The following is a 21855-nucleotide window of genomic DNA, read 5'->3' as shown; positions in this document are numbered from 1 at the left end:
CACAATCAAGAATCGTAGAGCAATGACCGTTAATTGCTCTGCCGTGTTGGGCATAACTGAAATCAGTTCTTTGCATCTCCCAACCGTCTTGTGCGTCTACTCTCCGTCAATTGGGTTCGATTTACGATCTTGCTGCTGCTAGGGCTGCTGCTGTTTTTTGGGTTTACTCTCTGGAAGCAGTCTTTAGCCCCTGCACCTGCCTCTCCAGCACTATCGGCACCTTTGCCCCAAGATGCCCTCATTCAGGCTTACTTTAATCACGCTCAGTCTGCTTCCTACACTGAACCCTATCGCCACCAGCAGCGGCTAGGGGATGATCTAGAGGCAGTAGTCGTTAAGGCGATCGCTACCGCCCGCTCTTCCATTCAGGTGGCAGTGCATGAACTCAATCTGCCCCATGTGGCACAAGCATTAGCCGAGCGGCAAAAGGCAGGTGTCCAGGTTCGTGTGATTGTGGAGAATATCTACAGCCGACCCATGAGCAGCATCACGCCTCAAGAAGTAGCCGCGATGGAACCCCGCGATCGCCGAAAATATCAGGAGTTTGTTCAACTTGCAGACCAAAATCAGAATGGCAGCCTAGAGACTGCCGAAATTGCTGCAGGCGACACCCTGGTAATTTTCAAAAATGCCGGAATTCCTGTAATTGACGACACGGCAGATGGCTCGAAGGGAAGCAGCCTGATGCACCACAAGTTTTTGGTGATTGATCAACAGATAGTGATTATTGGCTCAGCTAATCTCACGCTATCGGATGTGCATGGCGACTTTTTATCTCCTGCTAGCCAAGGTAACGCCAATCATTTGCTAAAAATTAGCAGCTTCGCTTTGGCAAAGCACTTTGCGGCAGAGTTTGAGCTGATGTGGGGAGACGGAGTGGGCGGCAAGCCTGACAGCAAATTTGGGCTGGATAAACCCTATCGATCGCCCAAGCTAATTTCACTCGCTCAAGGCTCCACCATCACCGTGCAGTTTTCTCCGACCTCTTCGCGCTTACCTTGGCAGAAAAGCGTTAACGGGTTAATTGCTAGAATCCTAAATCATGCCGTTCGCACGATCGATTTGGCGCTCTTTGTGTTCTCTGACCAAACCATTAGCAATGTTTTAGAAACCAAGCGAGGTGTAGAGATCAAAGTTCTGATCGAGCCACAGTTTGCTTACCGAGAGTACAGTGAGGGGCTAGATGTGATGGGAGTAGCCCTTTTAAGCGATCGCTGCCGCTACGAAGCCGACAATCGTCCATGGCGCAAGCCGATCTCAACGGCAGGTATTCCAGCGCTTCCAGAAGGCGATCTTTTACATCATAAAATCGGTATCATTGACGAGCACATCGTTATCACAGGCTCTCAAAACTGGAGTGAAGCAGCTAATCGCAGTAATGATGAAAACCTATTGGTAATCGATAATCGAACCGTGGCAGCCCATTTCCAACAAGAGTTCGATCGCCTATACCAGAGCGCAATACTGGGCGTTCCATCCACGCTTCAACAAAAAATTCAGAAGCAGCGATCGCGCTGTCGCTAAACATTCAGACAGCCACAGGCTGATCTCTCAAGAAAACAACCTGTGGCTTCAGCCCTATCTAGCCTTTTGCAGCTGGATTTTCAATGTATTTGAAATCTGGCTCAGCATTCCAATCTCCGCGCTGATCGCCTTCACCTTGGGACAAGTTGTAGTAAATATCTACAGTCTCATCAGGCTTGACATTGCCAAAGAACGGCTCGTCTAGCTTACCCAATGAGCCAAGTGCTTTCATAAACATCTTGGTGTGTGAGATTTCTCTCGACAGCAGGTGCACCAATGTGCTCTTGGTTCCCTCATCTGGTGCTAGTTTGATCAATGCCTCGTAGGTTTGACGTGCCCCTGCTTCTGCTGCAATATTAGCGCGTAGGTCGCGCACCACATCACCGCCTTCATTGATGTATTGTGCCGTCCAAGCAGAGCCTTGACTGTCTAGAAAGTGAGGACCCATACCGCGCACAGCAAACAGACTGCTCTTGAAAGCGTCCGTTTGATCGACGTTTTTGGTGTGGGATTCTATCAGTTTGCCTACCATTTCCAGGTGACCAAATTCTTCGATCGCAATGTCTTGAAGCATGTCACGGATACCCGCATTCTCGACATGAAATGACTGCACCCAGTACTGCAAAGCAGCCGTCAGCTCGCCCGTTGCGCCCCCAAACTGCTCTAGCAATAGCTGAGCAAATTTAGGATTTGCTGCATCGACTTTGACTGAGTGAATGAGTTCTTTTTTGTGAAAAAACATGGTCGAGTTCTCCTGGCAGATTCGCAATTTGAGCCAAGAAGTATTGTCTTGGCTCCCATGTATTCAGATTAGGGAACTGAGCCAAATAAACCCTGCATCTTGCGGTAGAACAAATGCTCAACTTTAGGTGCATTTAGCTTTTCATATTGTCATCAGAATAGGGATAAAAGTTATTGAGGATCGCGTACGAAATAAAACCCAATAGTTTTTTGGAAGTGCTGCGCTCCGTTCAGCACTTCCAAAAAACTATTGGGATATTTAATTAAGGACTACCCAAAAAACTATTGCAGGTTAATTAATTTGCGATCCTAGAGCAGAGATTTGAGCAGGGATTTGAGTAGAGCTTGTGGCGATCGCTTTTGATATTCTGCAATTGTCCTCAAACGTCAATAATCAAGCCACAATAGAGTAACGACAGGGCAAAGATCGCCAGCAAAAGCCATATCGCTAAATTTGCCATACCACTAAATTTGCATGTAGATTCGTATGCCATTAGATTCGGCGGATAGCTTCATTGACAATTGGGCTTACCTGAAGGCAGAACTTCAGCGAATCGACCGGATACTCATGCTGGCCATAGCGCGACAGAAAAAAGAAACCAAAGATGTCGATCGCATTGCCCAATCTAAAGCCGATCGCGCCACTAGCCATTGGTGGAAGGGCGTAGTGTCGTTAGAGGGCAATGCGGCATACGATGAGTACCGTCAGCCTAGTCAGGCGGCTGCCAAACCTAGCCAGCAACAGCAGCTTGAGCAGCGCATTCGAGCAAGTCGGCAAAAGGGAGTGGTACTAGCGTTACCAGCGTTGAGCGATCGGCTTCAGCTAACGTCTTTCGAGAAAAACCTAGTCTTGATGAGTCTGGCTCCAGAGTTAAACCGTCGCTATGCCAAGCTGTATCGATTTTTGAGAACAGAGGAAACGGCAGTCAAGACCGATTTACCTAGCCTTGATCTGGTACTGAGGCTCTTTTGTCGCAACGATGTGGAATGGCGATCGGCTCGCAATCGGCTGCTGGAGGATTCACCCCTCAACCGCTATCAGCTTCTGCAACTTTTGCCCACTCCAGAGGAGACGCTGCTGAACTCTTCGCTAAAGCTAGAAGAAACGCTGCTGAATTACTTAGTCTCAGAGCAGCCTACTCTGGAAGCGTTAGAAGGGCTATTAAATCAGCGGCGCTCTATCCCTACGGCTCCCTCCAGCTATCTGAAGCAAACGGTAGCAGTCGTAGAATGGCAAGATCTAATTTTGCCTACGCCTCTATTGAACACTTTGCAATATTCGGTGCAACGTTTGCAGGGCTATACCCAGGTTGAGAAACTATGGCACTTTCAACCCCAGTCTACAGGCATTGTGCTGCTGCTGTCAGGATCTGCCGGGACAGGCAAAACGATCGCGGCTCAAGCCATTGCCCACTCCCTGCAAACGCCGCTATTTCAGGTCAACCTGGCGCAAGTCCCCTCAGAGAACTATCCTCAGCTTCTACAGGATATTTCTACCCAAGCCCCGATCGTACTCCTGCTAGATGCGGCTCAGCTCTGGCTAGGGCGATCGAGCAAATTAGACTCAGCCGCACTGCATCAGTTCTTTAACCAACGCCATCATCAGCCTGCATTAACTTTGCTGAGTGTGCCACTTTCTTGCGTTATTCCAGCAGATTGGCGATCGCACATTGACCAAACTTTGTCATTTCCCTTGCCCTCTGAACGCGATCGCCTCCAGCTCTGGAAACGCGCCTTTCCGCCCCAGGTACCGATCGCCACAGACATTGACTGGCAGACTTTAGCCCAACAGCTTTCCCTCACGGGCGGCGAGATTGGCGCGATCGCGCAAGATACCATTCTTTACGCAGCGGCGATCGAGTCTCCCAAGGTCAGCATGGAACATCTGCTGTCTGTGCTGGCGCAACGCGGTATTGCGCTGAAACGCAAAGAGCTAAAAGCAAAATCGTCTGCTTCTGATTGAGCACCTCGAAGCGACTGGAACTAGATGGGGCTACAAAGCTCAACGAGAATGCCATCCAAATCTCGCACATAGGCAACGGTCTGCCCCCAAGGTTTAACTTTGGGCTGGGCAAGGGCGATCGCCCCAGCTTCGACCGCCCGCAAAAAAGCAGCTGGCACATCTTCTGTCACAAAACCGATTTCAATCCCGGCGGGGGAAGCCGCCAAACTATTTTCCTGGAATCCTTCAGGAAAGTTGGACTTTGCCAAATCATTGCTGGCAAAAGCCAACGCCGTTGCGCCAGTCTCTATCTCAGCGTACTGTTTGGTTTCATCAATAAACCGTTGCGTCACGCCAAATGCCTTTTCGTAGAAAGCAACCGATCGAACAACATCACTCACATAAAGGATGGTGTAAGCAAATTTCATAGAATGTGACCTCTGGCGCGAAGCTTATAAGTACAAATATACTATCCTATCTGCTCATCCAATCCGCAATTCCATAAAAAATCGGCGTTAGCAGCAGCGCAGGTAAAAAAGACGCTACTCGAATTTGTCCCATCTGAAGCAGATTAAAACCCAGTCCCATAATCATCAGACCTCCCACTCCCGTGAGCAGCACAACCTGGGGCGCATGAGCTGGATCAGGCAAGGCTTGAGCCAGAAAACCTGCCGCCAAAGACATACCGCCCTGGTAAACCAAAATCGGCAGCACCGAGAAGCCAGAACCAATGCCATAGCTGCTGGTGAGAGCGATCGCCGCCAGTCCATCCATTGAGGCTTTGAGAGTGAGAATGGTGTTGTCTCCGGTTAGCCCGTTATTAAGGCTACCCAGCAGCGCCATAGGCCCTATGCAGAACAGGAGGCTGGCAGCAACAAACCCTTCCGTAAAGCTGCCCTTGCCCTTAAAACGGTGCTTGAGCCAATCGCCCAATACAGTCAGCCGTTCCTCAATTTCACAGTATTCGCCCAACAAACCCCCAATGACGATCGCCACCAGCCCCACGATCACCCCTGCCACCTGTCCTGCAGTCACCTGGCTTAGCTCTGCCGCCATACTAATGCCGACATAGAGCACAATTAGCCCTACACCTTGAGTGATGACCTTTTGCATTCGTAGGGGCAGCCGTCCGCGCAACATCAACCCCAGCCCAGTGCCTATCAAAATAGTTGCAATATTGATCCAGGTGCCGCTCGTGCGTGTCCAAAAATCGAGTGCCATAGATCAACTTACAGCGCTTTGCGCTCGGCTAGGTGTAGATTCTTTTTTCAGAGTTTATACAATTGAAAATTGCTGTATAGCTGTAGACAGCGCGGTTAGGGTAAGGACATTTTAGTGGCGCGCTCCGCGCGCCACCAAAATGTCCTTAGCAAGGTGGCTACTCTATAACCCTCTTTTGTCAAACTGGGGTCAAAGCTTGATTTCTCGTGGGCTGAAATGGCGTAGATCTGTTCAAAAATCCTGGATTGACAAAAGAGGGATAAAACGCAGAGCAATGACAAAAGGGAGAATATAAAAAAGAAGTCCCAAAAAAAAGAGGGTGATGAACCCCTCTGTAGATGATAAATCAAGGCGCATCCAAAAACGCACGCATTGAAAAACGCACGTACAGAGACACGCAGAATATGTAAAGGCAAAGGCGTTTTATAGTATCTAGTAAGCTAGACCCATACTGCGAGTGGTTTCTGCGCCCAGATAAACCCGGATGCTCAGGAAGTCTGTGGGACAAGCAGTTTCGCAGCGCTTGCACCCAACACAGTCTTCTGTGCGAGGTGAAGATGCGATCGTACCTGCCTTGCAGCCATCCCAGGGAACCATCTCCAAAACGTCAGTAGGACAAGCTCGAACACACTGGGTGCATCCGATACAGGTGTCGTAGATTTTGACTGAATGAGACATTGATATAGCGGCTCCAAACTAGTGATGTTAAGAGTCGTGATGTTAACGGTCTCCATGAGGTCATCGCGCGATCGCTCAATCCCCAGATTTGACCGAGTCATAACGTTCTCCACTCGAAACTCAGTGTACAGCAGTGGTTTTACACACTTCTGCAAACGGTGAGAAAACTTCAAAGAATGTAATATCTAAGGTAGTCGATCGGCTTTACTGCCCTGAGAGGGATGACTCAGCGTCAAACTTAGCTCTTAATGCGAAGATGACTCTGAAAGGCGCGATCGTCAGAATCTTAATTTAACCTGTCCTTCTTGAGAAATTAAGCCGATCGCCTCATAATCTGTTGTCAACCCCTGCAATGGGTGCAAGCCTCAATTTGAAATTTTTGGAGAGATACATATGGGTTGGTTAAGCAGAATTTTCCCCGGACTCAAGAAGCCCGCGACCCCTCCAGTTGTTGCTAATGCAACTACTCCGACTGGAGAGAGCATTCCTCCTGCAAAAGTGGGTTTGAATGGCGAATTTGATGAAAGCGGTTTGGCTAAGCGCGTCGTAGTCGCTTTTGATGACGATGCTCAACTAGATGATATTGAGACGCTTTGGGTCGCTCAACTGAGCGGTCAAGTCGTTCTGAAGGGTAAAGTGCCTAGTCAGGCAATTCTAGACAAAGCGGTGTCTGTGGCATCTAGTGTTGAAGGTGCGGCTGGAGTTGATACCAGCGGCGTGACGATCGGTTAGCACTGGGTTCATGACACTGGGTTCATAGAACCGGGTTCAGAACCGGGTTCAGAACACACTTGATTAGGCTTGGCGGAGTCTCTGCCAAGCCTAATCTGCGGATTTAAAGTTTTTTCAGGCGTTGAAGTTTCAGTAGGGCAGAAAATTATGGGGCTTTTTGACCAAATTCTGGGAGCGATCGACAATCCCAACCAGCAGGCAAATCCTGACCAGCTCAGCGCCATTTTGAATACGGTGCAGCAGACCGCCAGCGCTCAGGGAATTCAGCCCGCTGCATCAAACGATGTCCTGTCGATGCTGGGCGGCTATGTGCGATCGGCATTACAGCAGCAGACGGCTACAGGCGGACGCGGACAGGCAGAGGCGATCGTCAATCAATTTGGCGGCACCAGCCCCAGCACGGCTGCCCTAGGTGCGATATTCAATCCCACTCAGCAGCAGCAGGTCGCTCAGGCAATCTCTCAGCGCACCGGGATTAGCGCCGATGCCATTTTGGGAATGCTGCCAATGCTGATTCCAGTCGTGCTGAATTTGCTCAAGTCAGGAGCCAGTCAGCCGCAAGCAGGAGCCAGTCAGCCGCAAGCAGGACAGATAGGGCAGGCTCCCGGCGGCAACCCTGTTCTCAACTCATTTTTGGATGCTGACGGCGATGGTGATGTGGATATTGCCGATGCGATGTCAATGGCAGGAGAGTATCTCGGTCAGCGCTAGACTGAGAAGGTCAGATTTGAGTTTGGAATAGCAAGGGTATCGCATGGCAACCGACAAAGATAGAGCGATCGCGCCGCGCCCTGAGCAGCAAGCTGACCTCCCGCAGGTCGAGCATCAGAATGTGCCTGCTGAGCATCGCGGTTTACACGATTTTCTCTACAGCTCCGAAGACGAGCATGGAGCAGCAGAGCAGGCAGGCGCGATCGACACTGGCAACGGCAGCGCGATCGAGTCTTTGCATTCGTGGTGCGATCGCGCTACGAATGCAAAAGTTGCGGGAGTTTATGCGGTTTTAGACAGCCAGCAGCAAACGCAGTACATTGGCTATTCCCGTAACGTGCTGCTGTCCCTCAACGGGCATTTGGCGCAAAATGGCGAGACTTGTGCATTTGTTCGAGTCGAGGCGTTTAAGTTTCCTAAACGCACCGAAATGGAAGCCCTGAGAGACGCCTGGATTGCCCAGCTAGACACCCTGCCTCCGGGCAACGGAGCGGAAGGCGATCGCTGGGCTAACGGTGGCGAAGTGGCAAAAGCAGCCATGTCTGAGGCAGAGCGCAACGCCTACGAAGAAAAGAAGCTGAAACTGCGTAAAGCTATGGCAGACGACACTTTAAGTAGACCAGAAGCGCATCCTGAAGCCATTGACGTGCGACAGCAAAATCTAGAGGCTGCGGTGCAAAATGATGACTGGAGTGCCGTGATCCAAACGCAAACCCAGGAAACACAAGATTAGGAGACGTTGCTTAATCGGGCTATGAAATTTATTTTGGGAGATGCGCTCCGCGCATCTCCCAAAATAAATTTCATAGCCCGATTAAGCAATACCGATTAGGAATCGCAAGGTTAAGGCATCCCTGCTAGGAGAGGCTTAGTCGCTGTTCACGTTCTCCGGCTGTGCTACGCCTTTAGGCTGAGTGCCATTAAAATATGCCTCTAAGACCTGTCGCACCATAGGAGCTGCGACTGCGCCACCGCCTCCCCCCGAATTTTCGCCAAACGCCACAACCACAATTTCAGGTTTCTCGGAAGGGCCATAAGCTCCAAACCAGACGTGAGACTCACGCGGCGGATCTTCTGCCGTGCCGCTCTTGCCAGAGATAGAAGGCAAGTTGGAAACATTGACTGCCTGACCTGTGCCACCCGCAACGACGTCCCGCAGACCTTCTTGCAAAATAGACATTGTTACAGGCTGTAGATTCAGCGATTCCCGCCAGTTGCGCGCATCTTGGTTATCCAGCAGCAGATGAGGCTTGACGCGATAGCCACCGTTTGCTGGCACTGAAAACATCACGGCAACCTGCAAAGGCGACGTTTGGAGATAGCCCTGCCCAATAGACATATTGACTGTATCTCCCGCGTACCAAGGTTCCTTTAACTCTTTCTGTTTCCAACTCTCGTCGGGCACCAGTCCAGAGGTTTCTTCACCCGCCAATTCAATACCCGTCTTTTGACCAAATCCATATTTGCGCGTCCACTGGATCAGAGGCTGTTCACCCATGCCTAGCGCAATTTGATAAAAGAAAGTGTCGCTACTCCAGGCCATGGCGCCTGGAAAGTCTAAGGGGCCAAATCCCTCTCGATTCCAGTCCCAAAATTGAATGCCCCCAACCTCCAGGTAGGGAAAAGTGCTGAGCACCGTGTCTGGAGAAAACCTGCCTGATTCTATCCCTGCCGTAGTCGTGACGATTTTGAAGGTGCTAGCAGGAGGATAGCCCTGGAGAGCGCGATTGACGAAGGGAAACTCCTGGCTTTGCAGCCGCTGCCATTGGGCATCGGTGATGTAAGTCGAGAATAGGTTGGGATCAAATGCCGGACGGCTCACCATAGCTAACACCGCACCATTGCGAGGATCGATGGCAACGATCGCCCCTTTCCGGTTACCCAACGCCCGTTCTGCTGCCCGCTGCACATCCAAATCTAAGGTGAGCTGCACGTCATTCCCAGCACGGGCTGTCTTTTCACCCAGCACCCGAATTACCCGCTGAGAGCGATCGATCTCGACCTGCTGTCCGCCCCACTCGCCTCGTAACTGACTTTCAAAGGCAGATTCCACTCCCATCTGACCAATTACATCTCCCAGCCGATAGCCCTGCTTTTGTCGAGCCTTCAGCTCTTCGTCATTCATTTCGCCCGTGTAGCCCAAGACATGCGCTGCCAAGTCGCCATAGGGATAGTTGCGCACAGCCTCGGCTTCGACCTGAACGCCCTTTAGCTCCTGGCTAAATTCTGCTAGCGCGGTTACCTGTGCCGGACTCAGCCCTCTGGCGATGCGGAGCAGCTCAGGCGAACTATAGCCTGCCTGATCCAGACGATCTTCTACGTCTTTGAGGGGAATATTCAGCACATCGGCAAGGCGAGGCAAAATTGTTGTCCACTCTTTTTCGGAGTTGGCGATCGGCCAGAGAAACACGGCGTAGGAAATCCGGCTACCCGCCAAAATTTTGCCCTTGCGATCGAGAATTTTGCCCCGCTCTGGCTGACGTGGGATGAGCCGAATGCGATTATTTTCTGCCAACTGCCGATTGCGATCGCCCTGCACAAGCTGAAGATAGGCTAAACGGCTGCCGATCCCCCCCAACAGCGCTACCGTAATCACCAGCATGACAATGAGAGACTGATATTGTCGCCCGACGGTACGGTTAGACTGTTGCGAGCGCGGAGAATGGGAGAGGGGAGAATTTTGGGTGAGAGCCATAGCAAAGCCCAGTTGACGATCGCGAGATTCTTCATCAGTTTACTCTTCTCAAACCTATTTAGCCTTCTTGCCCATAGTTTGGGGATGAAAAAGAGCGTAAAAAGGGGCGATCGCCTCAAACTAAATCAGCTAAATGTGCGTTTAGACCCGAATATTTGGGATATTTAAGGTTGGAGTAATTTAAGATTGACCACAACTAACCTGTTTTCATTGCCCTCTCTGTAATGGTTATCTCTTAGGCTTGCTTGTAGAAACGTAGGGAAATTTGCCAACTATGTCACAGACCGCCACACGAGATCAGAGCGTCTCTAAAACAGATACCCGGCTGGATGTAGAACTCCGCAAGGTTTTTAAAGTCTATAACGGTGAAACTGCCGTTCGGGGGATTGACCTGGACATTCACCAGGGGGAGTTTTTCAGTATCTTGGGGCCGTCAGGCTGCGGCAAAACTACGACGCTACGGATGATTGCTGGATTTGAAGATCCATCGGGTGGCGAAGTCATGATTCGCGGTAAGTCAATGGTGGGGGTACCGCCCTACAAACGCCCGGTCAACACGGTATTTCAGAGCTATGCGCTGTTTGGGCATTTGACGGTCTGGGACAATGTAGCGTTCAGTCTGCGGCTGAAAAGCTGCGGCAATGCAGAACTCCGAGAACGGGTTGGCGATGCGCTGCGGCTGGTGAAGATGAGCGATTTTGCCCGTCGGTTTCCGGCACAGCTTTCGGGCGGACAGCAGCAGCGGGTGGCGCTAGCGAGAGCTTTGGTGAATCACCCGACAGTGCTGCTCCTAGATGAGCCGCTGGGGGCGCTAGATTTGAAGCTCCGCAAAGAAATGCAGACCGAGCTATCTCACCTGCATCGCGAGTTAGGGCTGACTTTTGTGATGGTGACGCATGATCAAGAGGAGGCTTTGAGCTTGTCCGATCGCATCGCCGTTATGAACAATGGCAAGATTGAGCAAATTGGTACGCCTAGCGAAATCTATGAGCATCCTCAGACCGCATTCGTAGCCGATTTTATTGGCGACACCAACTTACTGAAAGGGCGGATCGAATCCATCCACGCCGAAACCCTACAGATTGTCACAGACAGCGGCTTGCGTATTCTAGCAAAGCCAAAGACCCACTGGAATGGCTCGAATGCTTCAGAGGCTGAGTCCCCAAATTCTGATGCTTCAGAAGCATTTATTAGCATTCGCCCCGAAAAGGTTCACTGTGGGCTTAGCGCTCCGGCTGACTCGATAAACTGCTATGAGGGCAAGCTCAAGCATGTAATGTATCTGGGTACTCATATCAGCTATCAGGTTGATTTAGAGACGGGCGATCGCATCACGGTGCTGCAACCCAACCGCTCTAGTTTGATGGATTTGGGCACCTCAGTCTATGTCTACTGGGCTGCCGAAGATTGTCTGGCTCTCGCCCCACAGGAGTAACATATGTCGAGCAATCAGCAAAACAGATTTGACCGGAAATCTGCTCATCTACCACTACCCCGATTTTCTCCCACAAGACGGCGATTTTTGAAAACTTCGGCGGCGATCGCTTCAGGGTTAGCTCTTTCCAACTGTGCGCGAAACCTGTCTAACGCCAATACTGGCTCTAGCCCTACTGGTAGCCCAACGGATAGTGCGACCAGCGCGTCTGGGAAACTCTACATCTACACTTGGGCAAACTACACCGACGATGAATTAATTAAGGGTTTTCAGGAAAAAACGGGGATTCAGGTAGTCGCTGACCCGTTTGCCTCTAACGAAATTATGATGGCAAAGATGCAGGCGGGCGGGGGTAGCGCCTACAGCATCATTTATCCATCAGACTACACGGTGATTGAGATGAGAGAATCTGGGATGCTAACTCCGCTCGATCATTCCCGTCTTCAGGGTTTGGATACACTGAAACCCAAATGGCAAAATCCTGTCTACGATCGCGGCAACGCCCACAGCATTCCGGCCGTTTGGGGTACAACTGGGCTGATCTATGACCCGCAAAAGGTCGGCAAAGAAATCGATGGCTGGAGCTATATTTGGGACAACCGCAAATCGTTGACGCGGCAAGTCACGCTGATTGAAGATGTTCGGGAGGTCATGGGCGCAACGCTGCGCACTCTCGGCTACTCCTACAACACCACCAATCCAGACCAAATTAAGAAAGCCTATAGCAAGCTGGTGCAGATTAAGCCGACGATCGCCTCTTTTTTGACTACTGGATGGGAAGATCAGCTGGCAAGCGGCGACATTACCATATCTATGGTGTATTCGCAGGATGCGATCGCTCTGATCAAAGAAAAGCCCAACCTGAAATACATTGTCCCTAAAACGGGTAGCTCAGTCTGGACAGACACGATGGTTATCCCCAAATCGGCTCCTAACCCGGATGCCGCCTATGCCTGGATGAACTATCTGCTGCAACCGGATGTTGCTGCCGGATTGGTTGAGCGTTTGGGAACCGCCACTGCCAACCAAGCGGCTTTTGACTTGCTATCCCCAGAAACTCAGAAAGACGATCGCCTTTTTCCCACAGAAGCCATGCTCTCGAAGTGTGAAGGCGTGGCTCCGGTTCCGGCAAGAATTACAGAGGTCTACGACCAGTATTGGACGCGCTTAACTAGCAGTTAATCGCCTCCGTATCTCAACTACCTTTACCTCTCAATCACCTCCATATCTCAGCCACCCAGAAATTCTCTGCATCAAAGATTTGCCCATGTCCACCTCAACGCCATCTTCCCCAACCCTTGCCGAACCGTTGCCCACCGCACCGCGAGGATGGCATAAGCTGACCCGGCTGATTGAACCGATCGTCCTGCTGGTTCCCTCTGGCGTGTGGTTGCTGCTGCTGCTTGTAGCGCCAACGCTGCTGATTCTAGAACTCAGCTTCATTCCAGGCTTTCGGTTAGGGCAGCCCACTGGTGGCTATGGCATTGGCAACTACCTAGAGATCTTTCGACCTATCTATTTCCAGGTGATCTGGCGCTCTGTGCTGTTTGCGGTAGGCTGTACCGTCACCTGTATGCTGCTGGGGTTTCCTGTGGCCTACTGGATTGCAGTTATGGCACCCCCACGCTGGCGCAATCTGCTTCTAGTGGCTTTTGTATTGCCCCTATGGACTTCTTCTCTACTGCGCGCCTACGCCTGGATCACAATTCTCAGACCCAGCGGCAGCTTAAATAGCCTGCTGAGTGCCCTGCATTTGCCCAATCAGGAGTGGCTCAATCAAACTCCAGCAGTCTACATCGGCATGGCCTATAGCTTTTTACCCTACATGGTTCTGATTCTTTACGCTTCGCTAGAAAAGCTGGATAAGCGTCTGCTAGAAGCCGCATCGGATTTAGGGGCGACCCCGCAGCAAACCTTTTGGAAAGTCACGGTGCCCCAAACTCTGCCTGGAATTGCGGCAGGGGGCTTGCTGGTGTTCATTACCAGTCTGGGGGAGTTTGTGGTGCCTGAACTGCTGGGCGGAGCCTCTAGCATGACGGTTTCTCGGCTGATTTATAACCAATTTCTCGGTGCCACCCGGAACTGGGGTCTGGGTTCTAGCTTCAGTATCTTAATGATTACTGGCGTCAGTATTGCCATTGCGCTGCTGCTGAAATATGGCGATCGCGATAGCGCCCTAACTTGATTAACAAGCCTATGACTAACGAGCTAAATTGACCATGAATTCCACGATTCCTAAGCCCCGCTTGAAGATTTCCTGGCAGTCAATGTTTACCCTGCTGATGTTTGGGTTTATGTATCTGCCTATTTTGATTATGGCGATTTACAGCCTCAATTCTTCTCGTTTCAGCACTGCGTGGGAGGGCTTTAGCTTCCGGTGGTATCAGAGGTTGTTCAGCGATGTTCGCATTTTTGAAGCCCTGAAAGACAGCCTGACAGTAGCCTTCTCTGCCGTAGGGATATCCGCCGTTTTAGGAACCATGATGGCGGTAGGGCTGGCAAAATTTCGGTTCCCAGGCAAAGGACTCTATAAGGGCGTCAGCTATTTGCCGCTCATTATTCCAGATATTGCGATCGCTGTTGCTACTCTGGTTTTCTTCAGTTCGCTCTTTGGGGTTTTAACTCCCATCGTTCAATCCCTCAACGCATTCTTGGCAAAAATGGGTCTGTTGAGCTTGCCGCTGCCCTCCCTCAGCCTTGGCACAGTCATCCTGGCTCACGTTGTTTTCTGTTTAGCCTATATTGCGGTCATTGTTTCTACCCGCCTCACCAGTCTCGATCCGCATTTAGAGGAGGCGGCGTTGGATTTGGGAGCAACGCCTTTGCAGGCTTTCATCAAAGTTCTTCTACCAGAGCTGATCCCGGCAATTCTCTCAGGGTGCCTGCTGGCTTTCATCCTGAGCATGGACGATCTGCTAATTTCTGGGTTTACGGCGGGTAACGGAGTCAACACCCTACCCATGCTGATTTATAGCCGCGTCAAAACTGGCATCTCGCCCGACATTAATGCCCTCAGCGTTGTGCTTATTCTGGCTTCTGCACTTCTGGCTTTGACTTCTGAGTACATTCGCTACAAAGGAGAACAGCGACGCTTGAATCGTTAGCGTCTTTAAGCTTTCGGCTCAGCGCTTAAGCCTTTAGCTCAGCCGACTACCCAGACGATCGTCGTATATCCGCTCATTGCGGTTGTCCACCATCAGCACCCGAATTTGTTTGACAGGCGATTCTTCAATCACGTAACAGATGCGATAGTCACCCGTGCGGATGCGGTAAATTTTGCCGTGCCGAGAAATAAACTTTCTTAGATAATCACAATCGCGCGGTCTTGGCTCCGTCTGCAATGCAAAAATCTTGCCCATTACCTTTTTGTATTCGCGATCGGGCAAATCTTCCAGATCTCCCAGATATTCAATCTTTAATCCATAGCTACCGCTTGTTTTCTCAAGCTCACTGTCAGGCTGCGCGTGGTCTACTTTGATAGCCCCTAGCTTACGGTTGGCTTGACTTAGACTCTCCTTTAAGGCAATGTTTTCAGCGCCCAAAGCCTGAACCTGATTGGAGTATTTTTCTACCAAACTTTCAGATACTTGGCGCTTGTTTTGCTCTTCATCGATCGCATCCTGCATTAGACCAATGTATTCATCTCGATTGGCAAGCTCTTGCTGCAATCCCTGCTTTTTAGCCAGTTCTCGCTCTAGTTTGCTAATTTTTGCTTGATAGTCTTTATGGGCAACCTGATGGGTTTGAAGCTGCCCCACTAGCTCATAAAGTCTTGCCTCAGCTTCGGTCTTACTGTCAATCTCAACCTTCAACTGCTCCGAGAAGACCTGCGATCGAACCTTGACCTCCTTTAGCTCATTCTGAAGCAGAGCGGCTTCAGTTCGCATTTGCCCCTGAAGCTGGCTTTCAAGCTGCGTCTTCTGAATCAATTGATGGGCTGTTTCGGTTTGCTCCCAGGCACACCAACCTAGAAACCCTGCAAATAACCCTAGAAAAACCGTGTAATTGAACCAGTTGAGAATGACAGTAATCAAAAGCGTTCCCGAAGCAACGATTAACCCTTTGACTAGTTGATTTTTCAACATGTGTTCTGTCAACCCTAGGTAAACTACACAGATCGGCGGACGCCATAGGTATCAGTAAATGGTGAGAATTAGAGCTTCATACTAATTGAGAAACCTGGGCGAATTGGTGCTTTTTGTAACGAATCCTGGTGGAGTCCTTCTGGACAGTCTAACTTTTCGCTCCACGAAATGCCCACTCAGCAATGCTATGGAAAGCCTAAGTTATTAGCCTGATTCTGATTCAACAGCCTGATTTTCACCATTTCGGTTGAAATAACTCGACACCGTGTGCTTCTCCCAATTTTCGGGCACTCTAGACTCAAGCTCACCGCCAACAGACGGTCGCAAGTAATGCGCACACAGCGCTCAGAGGTTTCATGGGCAAAGCAACAATCGGCATGATCACCTCGTATCAGGGTCTGACGCAAAGCGATTGGCTATGGCAGCAGACTCCCCATGCCTTTGGCATTTGGGAAAATATTCAAATGCTTAAAAATGCTCCACAGCCAGATTATTTACTGCTGTATCAGTATGATTTTCATCAACAGATAGCGCCGAAAAGCTCCTGGCGATCGCGTTTTCAAAGATCGCAATCAACTAAATATTCCCTGACACAAGCTGAACTTCGGGGCGTTCCCAAAGAGAACATTATTTATTTGATGCGAGAGCCGCCGCTGACAGAAGTTCAACACCAAAATGATCTAAATTACGCAATAGCAAAGGACTACTGCGGCTATATTGCAGGTCCTGATGATTCAGCACCCACACCTGCTTATATGCCTGCTATCTGGTACCACGCCAACTCATTTCGTGAACTCAACCAGATGCCTATTCCAGAAAAAGTTAGCTCCTGTAGCTGGATTACTTCAGGCATTAGCCGCACGGCAAATCATCGTCAGCGTCTCACGTTTTTGCAACAGCTTCAGCAAACTCATCTCAGCCTCGATATTTATGGTCGTAACCTCCCTCAAAATATTCAAAGCCAGGGAGAAATAAAAAATAAATGGCATAGTATGGCTCCTTACTACTACAATTTGGCGATCGAAAACTATGCCGATAATGCCTGGTACGTCAGCGAAAAATTGTGGGATTCTCTATTAGCCTGGTGTTTACCCATCTATTACGGTGGCTCCGCAGCAGACCAACTTTTGCCGCCTGAGAGTTTCCTTCGATTGCCTAGCCTAGACGAGAAGGGCATTGCCTATATTCAAGAAGTTATCGCTACGCCAGAAGCTTGGCATGAGAGAAAGGAGGCGATCGCTGAAGCTCGTCAAATTATTTTGCATAAGCTCAATCTTTTAAACTGGCTTGCCGAATTCGTTGAGTCTTTTTCCTAATAGCCCGCCCAATAAAAATCATTACAGGAATATCGGCGCCCTTTTCCTAACTAAAACCAGACTATGAATGGCATCTGTACTCTAGCAAACGATCAGGTTTATCACCAGCTTGTTGCCCTGCTCAATAGTATTGAGGTCTTCATGAAAGATATACCTGTCTGCGTCTATCCCTATGACGACAATACGAGCAAAATTGCCGCAGAAATTGCCAAGCGCCCTAACGTTCAACTCTACTCCAATTTAGCTTCAATTCAACATTGGGATCGCTTTTCTAGAAAGGTTTGGGATACACATCCTACCGCTCGACGGTATTGGAAGAATAACGATCTAAATTTCTATTATCGAGTCGGAACTCATCGGCGATTTTGTGCATTTGATGCTCCGTTCGATCGCTTCCTTTATCTGGATGCCGACACAATTCTACTCAATTCTGTAGATTTCATCTTTAATCAGTTAGATCAACAAGATTGGGTGGTTTACGACTTTCAATTCAAAGATTTGAGTCATGTCTATACCCGAACATCTCACTTAGCTCAAGTTTTTTCAGATGCACAGCTTACTAATATTTTCTGCTCCGGACTTTACGCCTCGCGGCAGGGGATTTTCAGTGCAGAGCAGCAGAATGAGTTGATATTACAACTTGAGACAGGAGATGCAGAAATTCTCTATCCCATGGCTCCTGACCAAACAATATTAAATTATATGGTGATGAAGTCTAATTTATCTACCTATAACTTTGGCTTAGAACTGCCGCCAGAGCAAAGAACCGGATGCTGTGTCACATCTCCAGGATTCAAAGTTCAGGATAACCTCCTGTACGATCGCGGTAATCAACTCACCTATCTACATTACATCGGGTTATCATCCAGCCTCTTCAATCGTGTTTGTCAAGGCGAAAATATTGACTTCCCCTATCGCGATCTCTTCCTCCACTATCGCTATTTATCTGAACCTGAAAACCGACCTATGTTCACAGGTCAATCTATGTCTTATGATGCCCCTGCCAGAATGCCAGAACGTATTCTGAAAAAGCTAAAGCTAACTCGATAATGTTCGCTTACTTCCTTCTATTTACTCACTTCTACTTACTCACTTCTATAAAGATTGCAAGCTATGAAACGAGGCATTTACATTACGGCAAACGATCGCGTTCTTGATCATGCGATCGCTCTCCTCAACAGTATTCGACACTATGACCCTGAGACACCCATCGTACTCATTCCTTATGATGAAAACTATCAGCTTGTAGCCGATGTCCTAGCTAAAAGATTTAGTGTGCAGGTTCATAAGGATTTAGCGTTTATCGATCGTCTTTCCCAACGGCTTCATGAAATCTTTGGCGATCGTTTTTTTGCCCGTCCCAATCAATTTCGTAAGCAAGCCTGCTGGTTTGGCGAGTTTGATGAATTTCTCTACATCGACACTGATATTGTCGTGTTTGAGAAAATTAGCGATCGCCTTAACCCGTTAGCCGAAGCTGACTTTATCTGCAATGACTACCAGTACGCAGGCGGCATTGCCAACGTCTTCACACCCAAAGTTTTAGAAGACCAGGTGTTTACAAAAGCTGAGTGTCAGGAAATTTTTAATGGCGGCTTTTGGGGTTCTAAAAAAGGGTCAATCACTGAAGCCGATCTGTATGCCACATTTGCCGAATGTGCCGCTCACCCAGAATATTTTGACTTCTCTCAAAAAACCTCTGACCAGCCCATCATTAATTACATGGTGCTGAAGCGTCTTGCCAAGCGCCACAATATCGCCCGTCAGACTCAGAAAGCTCCCGGCAACTGGGCGGGTAGCTCCCACTTTGTGCGAGAGGGCGATCGCCTCCTCGATACCAAAGTCGCTCAACCTTTGCACTATCTTCACTGGGCGGGCATCAAAATTCAGCCCGGATGCCCCTATTGGGATATCTGGGAGCATTATCGATATTTGAATGAAGCCAAGCCTTCAGCTCAGTCCGTAACGCAGCCCGTTATTAAAAAGGGCAGATTTCGGGGCGTGGTTGATCGAGCGATCGCTCGGTTCTCAGCTTTGTAGCCTCAGTAAATCGCAAAGTCCTCCTAGCCTTTAGGGTTTTGTGGCGCGCTGAGCGCGCCACAAAACCCTGATTTGCGATCTACTTGAGTCTACGGGCTTGCCTAAAAGTTCATCATCGTCAGCAGACCTTGTTGACCCAGAAGAATTTCTCTAATCAAGCTAAAAATCCCGACCCAAATAATTGGCGTTACATCTACGCCGCCTACTGGAGGCACTAGCTTTCTAATAGGGCTAAGCAAGGGTTCAGTCGGTGCAGCCACCAATTTGTAAGGCATCCGAGTTAGGTCAATTTGGGGATACCAAGTCAAGATGATGCGGAAGATAAAGAGCAAAACCATTAATCCCAGCAGGAGGGAGAGGATTAGGTTGGCGATCGCGGCGGCAGTCATAAAGAGTTAAGGAAATGCTTCAAGATTTTAGATTTTGTGCTGAAGTCATGGGATTGTGGCTTCAGCAAATTAATTTTTACAACAATTTTGTAAACAATTCATTCATATCTTAGCGTTTTCAGGTGCCGCTCAATCCAGAGAAACGTCTGCATTCCCAGGTCTGAGAATCAGGGGCATTAGCTCGTTTTTTGATAAGATTATCAGTAACAAAAAGTTGTCTCCAGCTCCTTTTTAAGGATAAAACCCCATGACACCCTCTTTAGCGAATTTCCTTTACAGCATCTTGGCAGGCGTAGTCGTAATTGTGATTCCCATCACAGTAGCGCTAGTTTTCATCAGCCAAAAAGATAAAATTCAACGCTCCTAGATTTTTCGGATGGCGATTTGACTAAGCAAAGCTAGGATGAGACCGTCTCATCTATGGCTCGTTTACGCAGTTGCTCACCTTCCGCACCTGAACAAATGCTCTTCAGAGATTAAATGCTCTTCAGAAATTTTGAATCCGAGCCTTCGGCAAGGAGATAGATGTCGGTTTTAAAAAACGGCGGATGTCTGAATTGCCGAAGTTTTTTATGAAGTTGCAGTGTGAGCCTTTAATCTAGTGAGCTTTTAACCAAAGGCTTTCTAATCCAGAGCCTAACTTAGAGTAGAATCTTCAGCCTTTGTAGGGCATTCGGTAGATTGCGGGCTTAGAATCGCTAACATAGAGACAGAATTAGCGGGACAGATCACGGGATAGACCAATAGAGAGGATGAAATGGTAAATATTGGATTCGGCGTAGGCAGCCTAGTTGGCATTGCGCTTGCTTTGGGAGGTGTCGCGCTCTATTTTTTGCGAACGTTTCGACCTGCACTCGCGAGAGATCAAGACATTGCCCTGGCGGTCATTGCCGTAGGCTGTGGCGGAATTCTATTTTTCAATAGCTGGCGGCAGGATATTGTTTTGCAATTTGGGCAGTTTATGCTGGCAGGAGCCGCTGCCTGGTTTGCAGTTGAAGCCATTCGACTGAGAGGCATTGCTACCGAACAAGCCAAACGCAGCACCCCCATTGTTGACGACGATCGCCCCGTTAGCCGCGTCTACAGAGCCGAGTTAGATGACCTCACGCCGATAGACAACAACCGCACGGTGACCAGACGAATCCGTGGCTCCAGAGACGGTCGCTCCGACGATGTGGATGGGTACAGCACCTCTGATGGCGAATTTCGTCGTCGTCCTTCTAGTAGCCGCAACACCGATCGCCCTGGATTAAACGGTGCCGATCGCCCGCGCCGCCCCCGTGCTTCACGTCCGGCAGCACCCGATCGCTCTGAGAATCGCAGCGTTTGGGACGACGATTATCAAGACGATCGCTCTTCAGGTTGGGGAGATAGCCGCAGCGCTTCTCGTCCCGGAGTAAGAGAGGATCGAGTCTCCCGCTCACCTCGTCAGCGTCCACCTCAAGGCTCTTCCCGCAATAGAAACGACGATCCTAATTACGTAGACTATCAGCCGATTGATTATCCTGGTGAAGATCCGGTATGAACGTCTAATTGTATTTTTTACTGCGATCGCGTTTCTGTTGTTCTGATTTGATCTGTCTACTCTTTCGCTGATTGGCGTTGCTGTCTCCAGGATGAATATTTTGTACAAGGGGGCAGAGCGCGCCCCTCTCACACAAAAAATTATCCTTGGCTCAAGTGCCTGCTGATTTAATCGGTCGGCATAGTTAAACAGCCAACCGCAAGTTAATACTTATGAAGACTGTGCGGACAGTCTTCATTTTTTATAATTTCTTTAGCAAGTCTGTAAAGTGTCTGAAACCGAAATTGCTGGGCGATCGTAAATCTCACAGAGCCATTATTCCGTGCGTCTAATCTTCTATTATTTAAGTTTTTCAGCGTTAAGCTGAGATTTGAAGTCATTAGATGGGTACTCTACATGAATGTTGAAGATACCTAATTAGGTTAAGACCCTCTGAACAGGGTTATAGCGCTGATCGTTACTTGGAAAAAAGATAGCAATAAAGCAGGGCATTGACCTGTATCTTCAATCCGCAGCCAATAGGTAGGAATCTAACTTCATAGGAGTCTATCCTCACGTCAGGTTCCTTCCCAGCCTTGAGTACTCAGAAGCTTTAGTATCCCAAAATACATCAGTCTATGTTTATCCCGGATAGATAAAGAAGCAGGGTGAAAAATGTAAAGCCTTAGCAAAAAGCCACGGACTGTTTTCTATTTTTTGCCAACTTTTATCCACGGTCTTTATTGACATCTTCAAATGATCTAATCATCTTTTGAATTCTTCTTTAAGCCCCAACATCTGCTTTATCTCAATAGTTACTCGTTTGCCCACTCCTCTAACTC

Annotated in this window: 21 protein-coding genes; 14 read left to right on the top strand and 7 right to left on the bottom strand. The window is 49.1% G+C overall.

The window, feature by feature from the left end; all coding sequences use genetic code 11:
• The first annotated feature begins 90 nt into the window (after nucleotides 1-90).
• Nucleotides 91-1524 carry a phospholipase D-like domain-containing protein gene (locus AC5JMP_RS18730; RefSeq protein ID WP_495853003.1) on the top strand — a complete coding sequence of 478 codons (1434 nt, stop codon included), beginning with the start codon at nucleotides 91-93 and terminating at the stop codon, nucleotides 1522-1524.
• A gap of 58 nt (nucleotides 1525-1582) precedes the next feature.
• Here the strand turns inward: AC5JMP_RS18730 and AC5JMP_RS18725 are convergent, their stop codons facing one another.
• On the bottom strand, nucleotides 1583-2266 hold the full coding sequence (locus AC5JMP_RS18725) for a manganese catalase family protein (protein ID WP_495853002.1): 684 nt from the start codon (nucleotides 2264-2266) through the stop codon (nucleotides 1583-1585).
• 486 nt (nucleotides 2267-2752) lie between these two features.
• Between AC5JMP_RS18725 and AC5JMP_RS18720 the strand changes: the two genes are divergently transcribed.
• Nucleotides 2753-4228 carry an AAA family ATPase gene (locus tag AC5JMP_RS18720; RefSeq protein ID WP_495853001.1) on the top strand — a complete coding sequence of 492 codons (1476 nt, stop codon included), beginning with the start codon at nucleotides 2753-2755 and terminating at the stop codon, nucleotides 4226-4228.
• 20 nt (nucleotides 4229-4248) lie between these two features.
• Here the strand turns inward: AC5JMP_RS18720 and AC5JMP_RS18715 are convergent, their stop codons facing one another.
• The 3 genes from AC5JMP_RS18715 to psaC all read right to left on the bottom strand — a co-directional run bounded on the left by AC5JMP_RS18715 (nucleotide 4249) and on the right by psaC (nucleotide 6106).
• On the bottom strand, nucleotides 4249-4635 hold the full coding sequence (locus tag AC5JMP_RS18715) for a VOC family protein (protein ID WP_495853000.1): 387 nt from the start codon (nucleotides 4633-4635) through the stop codon (nucleotides 4249-4251).
• Between the two features lie 46 nt (nucleotides 4636-4681).
• Entirely contained in the window at nucleotides 4682-5428 is a 747-nt protein-coding gene (locus AC5JMP_RS18710) for a DUF554 domain-containing protein (RefSeq protein ID WP_495852999.1), read from the bottom strand.
• 432 nt (nucleotides 5429-5860) lie between these two features.
• Complete coding sequence (gene psaC, locus AC5JMP_RS18705; RefSeq protein WP_495852998.1) at nucleotides 5861-6106, bottom strand: photosystem I iron-sulfur center protein PsaC; 246 nt, start codon at nucleotides 6104-6106, stop codon at nucleotides 5861-5863.
• A 393-nt stretch (nucleotides 6107-6499) separates the two neighbouring features.
• Between psaC and AC5JMP_RS18700 the strand changes: the two genes are divergently transcribed.
• From AC5JMP_RS18700 to AC5JMP_RS18690, 3 genes are all read left to right on the top strand, one after another.
• On the top strand, nucleotides 6500-6838 hold the full coding sequence (locus tag AC5JMP_RS18700; RefSeq protein ID WP_495852997.1) for a BON domain-containing protein: 339 nt from the start codon (nucleotides 6500-6502) through the stop codon (nucleotides 6836-6838).
• Nucleotides 6839-6985: 147 nt separating this feature from the next.
• A complete protein-coding gene (locus AC5JMP_RS18695) occupies nucleotides 6986-7549 on the top strand; it encodes a DUF937 domain-containing protein (protein WP_495852996.1) in 564 nt (187 codons plus the stop codon).
• A gap of 43 nt (nucleotides 7550-7592) precedes the next feature.
• Nucleotides 7593-8282, top strand: a complete 690-nt coding sequence (locus AC5JMP_RS18690) for a GIY-YIG nuclease family protein (RefSeq protein ID WP_495852995.1) — start codon at nucleotides 7593-7595, stop codon at nucleotides 8280-8282.
• A gap of 135 nt (nucleotides 8283-8417) precedes the next feature.
• Here AC5JMP_RS18690 and mrdA read toward each other — a convergent pair whose 3' ends face one another.
• Complete coding sequence (gene mrdA, locus AC5JMP_RS18685; protein WP_495852994.1) at nucleotides 8418-10244, bottom strand: penicillin-binding protein 2; 1827 nt, start codon at nucleotides 10242-10244, stop codon at nucleotides 8418-8420.
• Between the two features lie 274 nt (nucleotides 10245-10518).
• Between mrdA and AC5JMP_RS18680 the strand changes: the two genes are divergently transcribed.
• From AC5JMP_RS18680 to AC5JMP_RS18665, 4 genes are all read left to right on the top strand, one after another.
• The gene (locus AC5JMP_RS18680; protein WP_495852993.1) at nucleotides 10519-11679 is read left to right on the top strand and encodes an ABC transporter ATP-binding protein; all 1161 of its coding nucleotides are present in this window, start codon (nucleotides 10519-10521) and stop codon (nucleotides 11677-11679) included.
• Nucleotides 11680-11682: 3 nt separating this feature from the next.
• Nucleotides 11683-12861: an ABC transporter substrate-binding protein gene (locus AC5JMP_RS18675; RefSeq protein ID WP_495852992.1), complete on the top strand. Its 1179-nt coding sequence runs from the start codon at nucleotides 11683-11685 to the stop codon at nucleotides 12859-12861.
• An 85-nt stretch (nucleotides 12862-12946) separates the two neighbouring features.
• Entirely contained in the window at nucleotides 12947-13864 is a 918-nt protein-coding gene (locus tag AC5JMP_RS18670) for an ABC transporter permease (RefSeq protein ID WP_495852991.1), read from the top strand.
• 34 nt (nucleotides 13865-13898) lie between these two features.
• Nucleotides 13899-14783 carry an ABC transporter permease gene (locus tag AC5JMP_RS18665; RefSeq protein ID WP_495852990.1) on the top strand — a complete coding sequence of 295 codons (885 nt, stop codon included), beginning with the start codon at nucleotides 13899-13901 and terminating at the stop codon, nucleotides 14781-14783.
• Between the two features lie 33 nt (nucleotides 14784-14816).
• Here the strand turns inward: AC5JMP_RS18665 and AC5JMP_RS18660 are convergent, their stop codons facing one another.
• On the bottom strand, nucleotides 14817-15764 hold the full coding sequence (locus AC5JMP_RS18660; RefSeq protein WP_495852989.1) for a type II toxin-antitoxin system RelE family toxin: 948 nt from the start codon (nucleotides 15762-15764) through the stop codon (nucleotides 14817-14819).
• Between the two features lie 356 nt (nucleotides 15765-16120).
• Here AC5JMP_RS18660 and AC5JMP_RS18655 point away from each other — a divergent pair, with 356 nt between their 5' ends.
• From AC5JMP_RS18655 to AC5JMP_RS18645, 3 genes are all read left to right on the top strand, one after another.
• Nucleotides 16121-17080, top strand: coding sequence for a glycosyltransferase family 10 domain-containing protein (locus AC5JMP_RS18655; protein WP_495852988.1), 960 nt, complete (start codon nucleotides 16121-16123; stop codon nucleotides 17078-17080).
• A gap of 63 nt (nucleotides 17081-17143) precedes the next feature.
• Nucleotides 17144-18130 (top strand): Npun_R2821/Npun_R2822 family protein, encoded by a 987-nt coding sequence (locus AC5JMP_RS18650; protein ID WP_495852987.1) that lies wholly within the window; start codon nucleotides 17144-17146, stop codon nucleotides 18128-18130.
• Nucleotides 18131-18193: 63 nt separating this feature from the next.
• Complete coding sequence (locus AC5JMP_RS18645; protein WP_495852986.1) at nucleotides 18194-19120, top strand: Npun_R2821/Npun_R2822 family protein; 927 nt, start codon at nucleotides 18194-18196, stop codon at nucleotides 19118-19120.
• Between the two features lie 101 nt (nucleotides 19121-19221).
• Here the strand turns inward: AC5JMP_RS18645 and AC5JMP_RS18640 are convergent, their stop codons facing one another.
• Entirely contained in the window at nucleotides 19222-19509 is a 288-nt protein-coding gene (locus tag AC5JMP_RS18640) for a YggT family protein (RefSeq protein ID WP_495852985.1), read from the bottom strand.
• 247 nt (nucleotides 19510-19756) lie between these two features.
• On the opposite strand from AC5JMP_RS18640, the gene psbX reads away from it, so the two are divergent.
• Together psbX and AC5JMP_RS18630 are read left to right on the top strand one after the other, a co-directional pair.
• On the top strand, nucleotides 19757-19876 hold the full coding sequence (psbX, locus tag AC5JMP_RS18635) for a photosystem II reaction center protein PsbX (protein ID WP_495852984.1): 120 nt from the start codon (nucleotides 19757-19759) through the stop codon (nucleotides 19874-19876).
• Between the two features lie 390 nt (nucleotides 19877-20266).
• Nucleotides 20267-21034, top strand: a complete 768-nt coding sequence (locus tag AC5JMP_RS18630) for a Ycf66 family protein (protein ID WP_495852983.1) — start codon at nucleotides 20267-20269, stop codon at nucleotides 21032-21034.
• Nucleotides 21035-21855: the final 821 nt, after the last annotated feature.

The organism is Drouetiella sp., from assembly GCF_059504425.1.
The sequence above is the reverse complement of the archived record's forward strand: the minus strand, read 5'-3'. Positions and strand labels throughout refer to the sequence as shown.

What these genes read in the sequence shown, in the direction of transcription:
- AC5JMP_RS18700 (WP_495852997.1), top strand. Translation starts at nt 6,500, where the DNA reads ATGGGTTGGTTAAGCAGAATTTTCCCCGGACTCAAGAAGCCCGCGACC.
- AC5JMP_RS18725 (WP_495853002.1), bottom strand. Translation starts at nt 2,266, where the DNA reads ATGTTTTTTCACAAAAAAGAACTCATTCACTCAGTCAAAGTCGATGCA.
- AC5JMP_RS18690 (WP_495852995.1), top strand. Translation starts at nt 7,593, where the DNA reads ATGGCAACCGACAAAGATAGAGCGATCGCGCCGCGCCCTGAGCAGCAA.
- psaC (WP_495852998.1), bottom strand. Translation starts at nt 6,106, where the DNA reads ATGTCTCATTCAGTCAAAATCTACGACACCTGTATCGGATGCACCCAG.
- psbX (WP_495852984.1), top strand. Translation starts at nt 19,757, where the DNA reads ATGACACCCTCTTTAGCGAATTTCCTTTACAGCATCTTGGCAGGCGTA.
- AC5JMP_RS18675 (WP_495852992.1), top strand. Translation starts at nt 11,683, where the DNA reads ATGTCGAGCAATCAGCAAAACAGATTTGACCGGAAATCTGCTCATCTA.
- AC5JMP_RS18670 (WP_495852991.1), top strand. Translation starts at nt 12,947, where the DNA reads ATGTCCACCTCAACGCCATCTTCCCCAACCCTTGCCGAACCGTTGCCC.
- AC5JMP_RS18665 (WP_495852990.1), top strand. Translation starts at nt 13,899, where the DNA reads ATGAATTCCACGATTCCTAAGCCCCGCTTGAAGATTTCCTGGCAGTCA.
- AC5JMP_RS18655 (WP_495852988.1), top strand. Translation starts at nt 16,121, where the DNA reads ATGGGCAAAGCAACAATCGGCATGATCACCTCGTATCAGGGTCTGACG.
- AC5JMP_RS18710 (WP_495852999.1), bottom strand. Translation starts at nt 5,428, where the DNA reads ATGGCACTCGATTTTTGGACACGCACGAGCGGCACCTGGATCAATATT.
- AC5JMP_RS18640 (WP_495852985.1), bottom strand. Translation starts at nt 19,509, where the DNA reads ATGACTGCCGCCGCGATCGCCAACCTAATCCTCTCCCTCCTGCTGGGA.
- AC5JMP_RS18720 (WP_495853001.1), top strand. Translation starts at nt 2,753, where the DNA reads ATGCCATTAGATTCGGCGGATAGCTTCATTGACAATTGGGCTTACCTG.
- AC5JMP_RS18645 (WP_495852986.1), top strand. Translation starts at nt 18,194, where the DNA reads ATGAAACGAGGCATTTACATTACGGCAAACGATCGCGTTCTTGATCAT.
- AC5JMP_RS18715 (WP_495853000.1), bottom strand. Translation starts at nt 4,635, where the DNA reads ATGAAATTTGCTTACACCATCCTTTATGTGAGTGATGTTGTTCGATCG.
- mrdA (WP_495852994.1), bottom strand. Translation starts at nt 10,244, where the DNA reads ATGGCTCTCACCCAAAATTCTCCCCTCTCCCATTCTCCGCGCTCGCAA.
- AC5JMP_RS18650 (WP_495852987.1), top strand. Translation starts at nt 17,144, where the DNA reads ATGAATGGCATCTGTACTCTAGCAAACGATCAGGTTTATCACCAGCTT.
- AC5JMP_RS18660 (WP_495852989.1), bottom strand. Translation starts at nt 15,764, where the DNA reads ATGTTGAAAAATCAACTAGTCAAAGGGTTAATCGTTGCTTCGGGAACG.
- AC5JMP_RS18695 (WP_495852996.1), top strand. Translation starts at nt 6,986, where the DNA reads ATGGGGCTTTTTGACCAAATTCTGGGAGCGATCGACAATCCCAACCAG.
- AC5JMP_RS18630 (WP_495852983.1), top strand. Translation starts at nt 20,267, where the DNA reads ATGGTAAATATTGGATTCGGCGTAGGCAGCCTAGTTGGCATTGCGCTT.
- AC5JMP_RS18680 (WP_495852993.1), top strand. Translation starts at nt 10,519, where the DNA reads ATGTCACAGACCGCCACACGAGATCAGAGCGTCTCTAAAACAGATACC.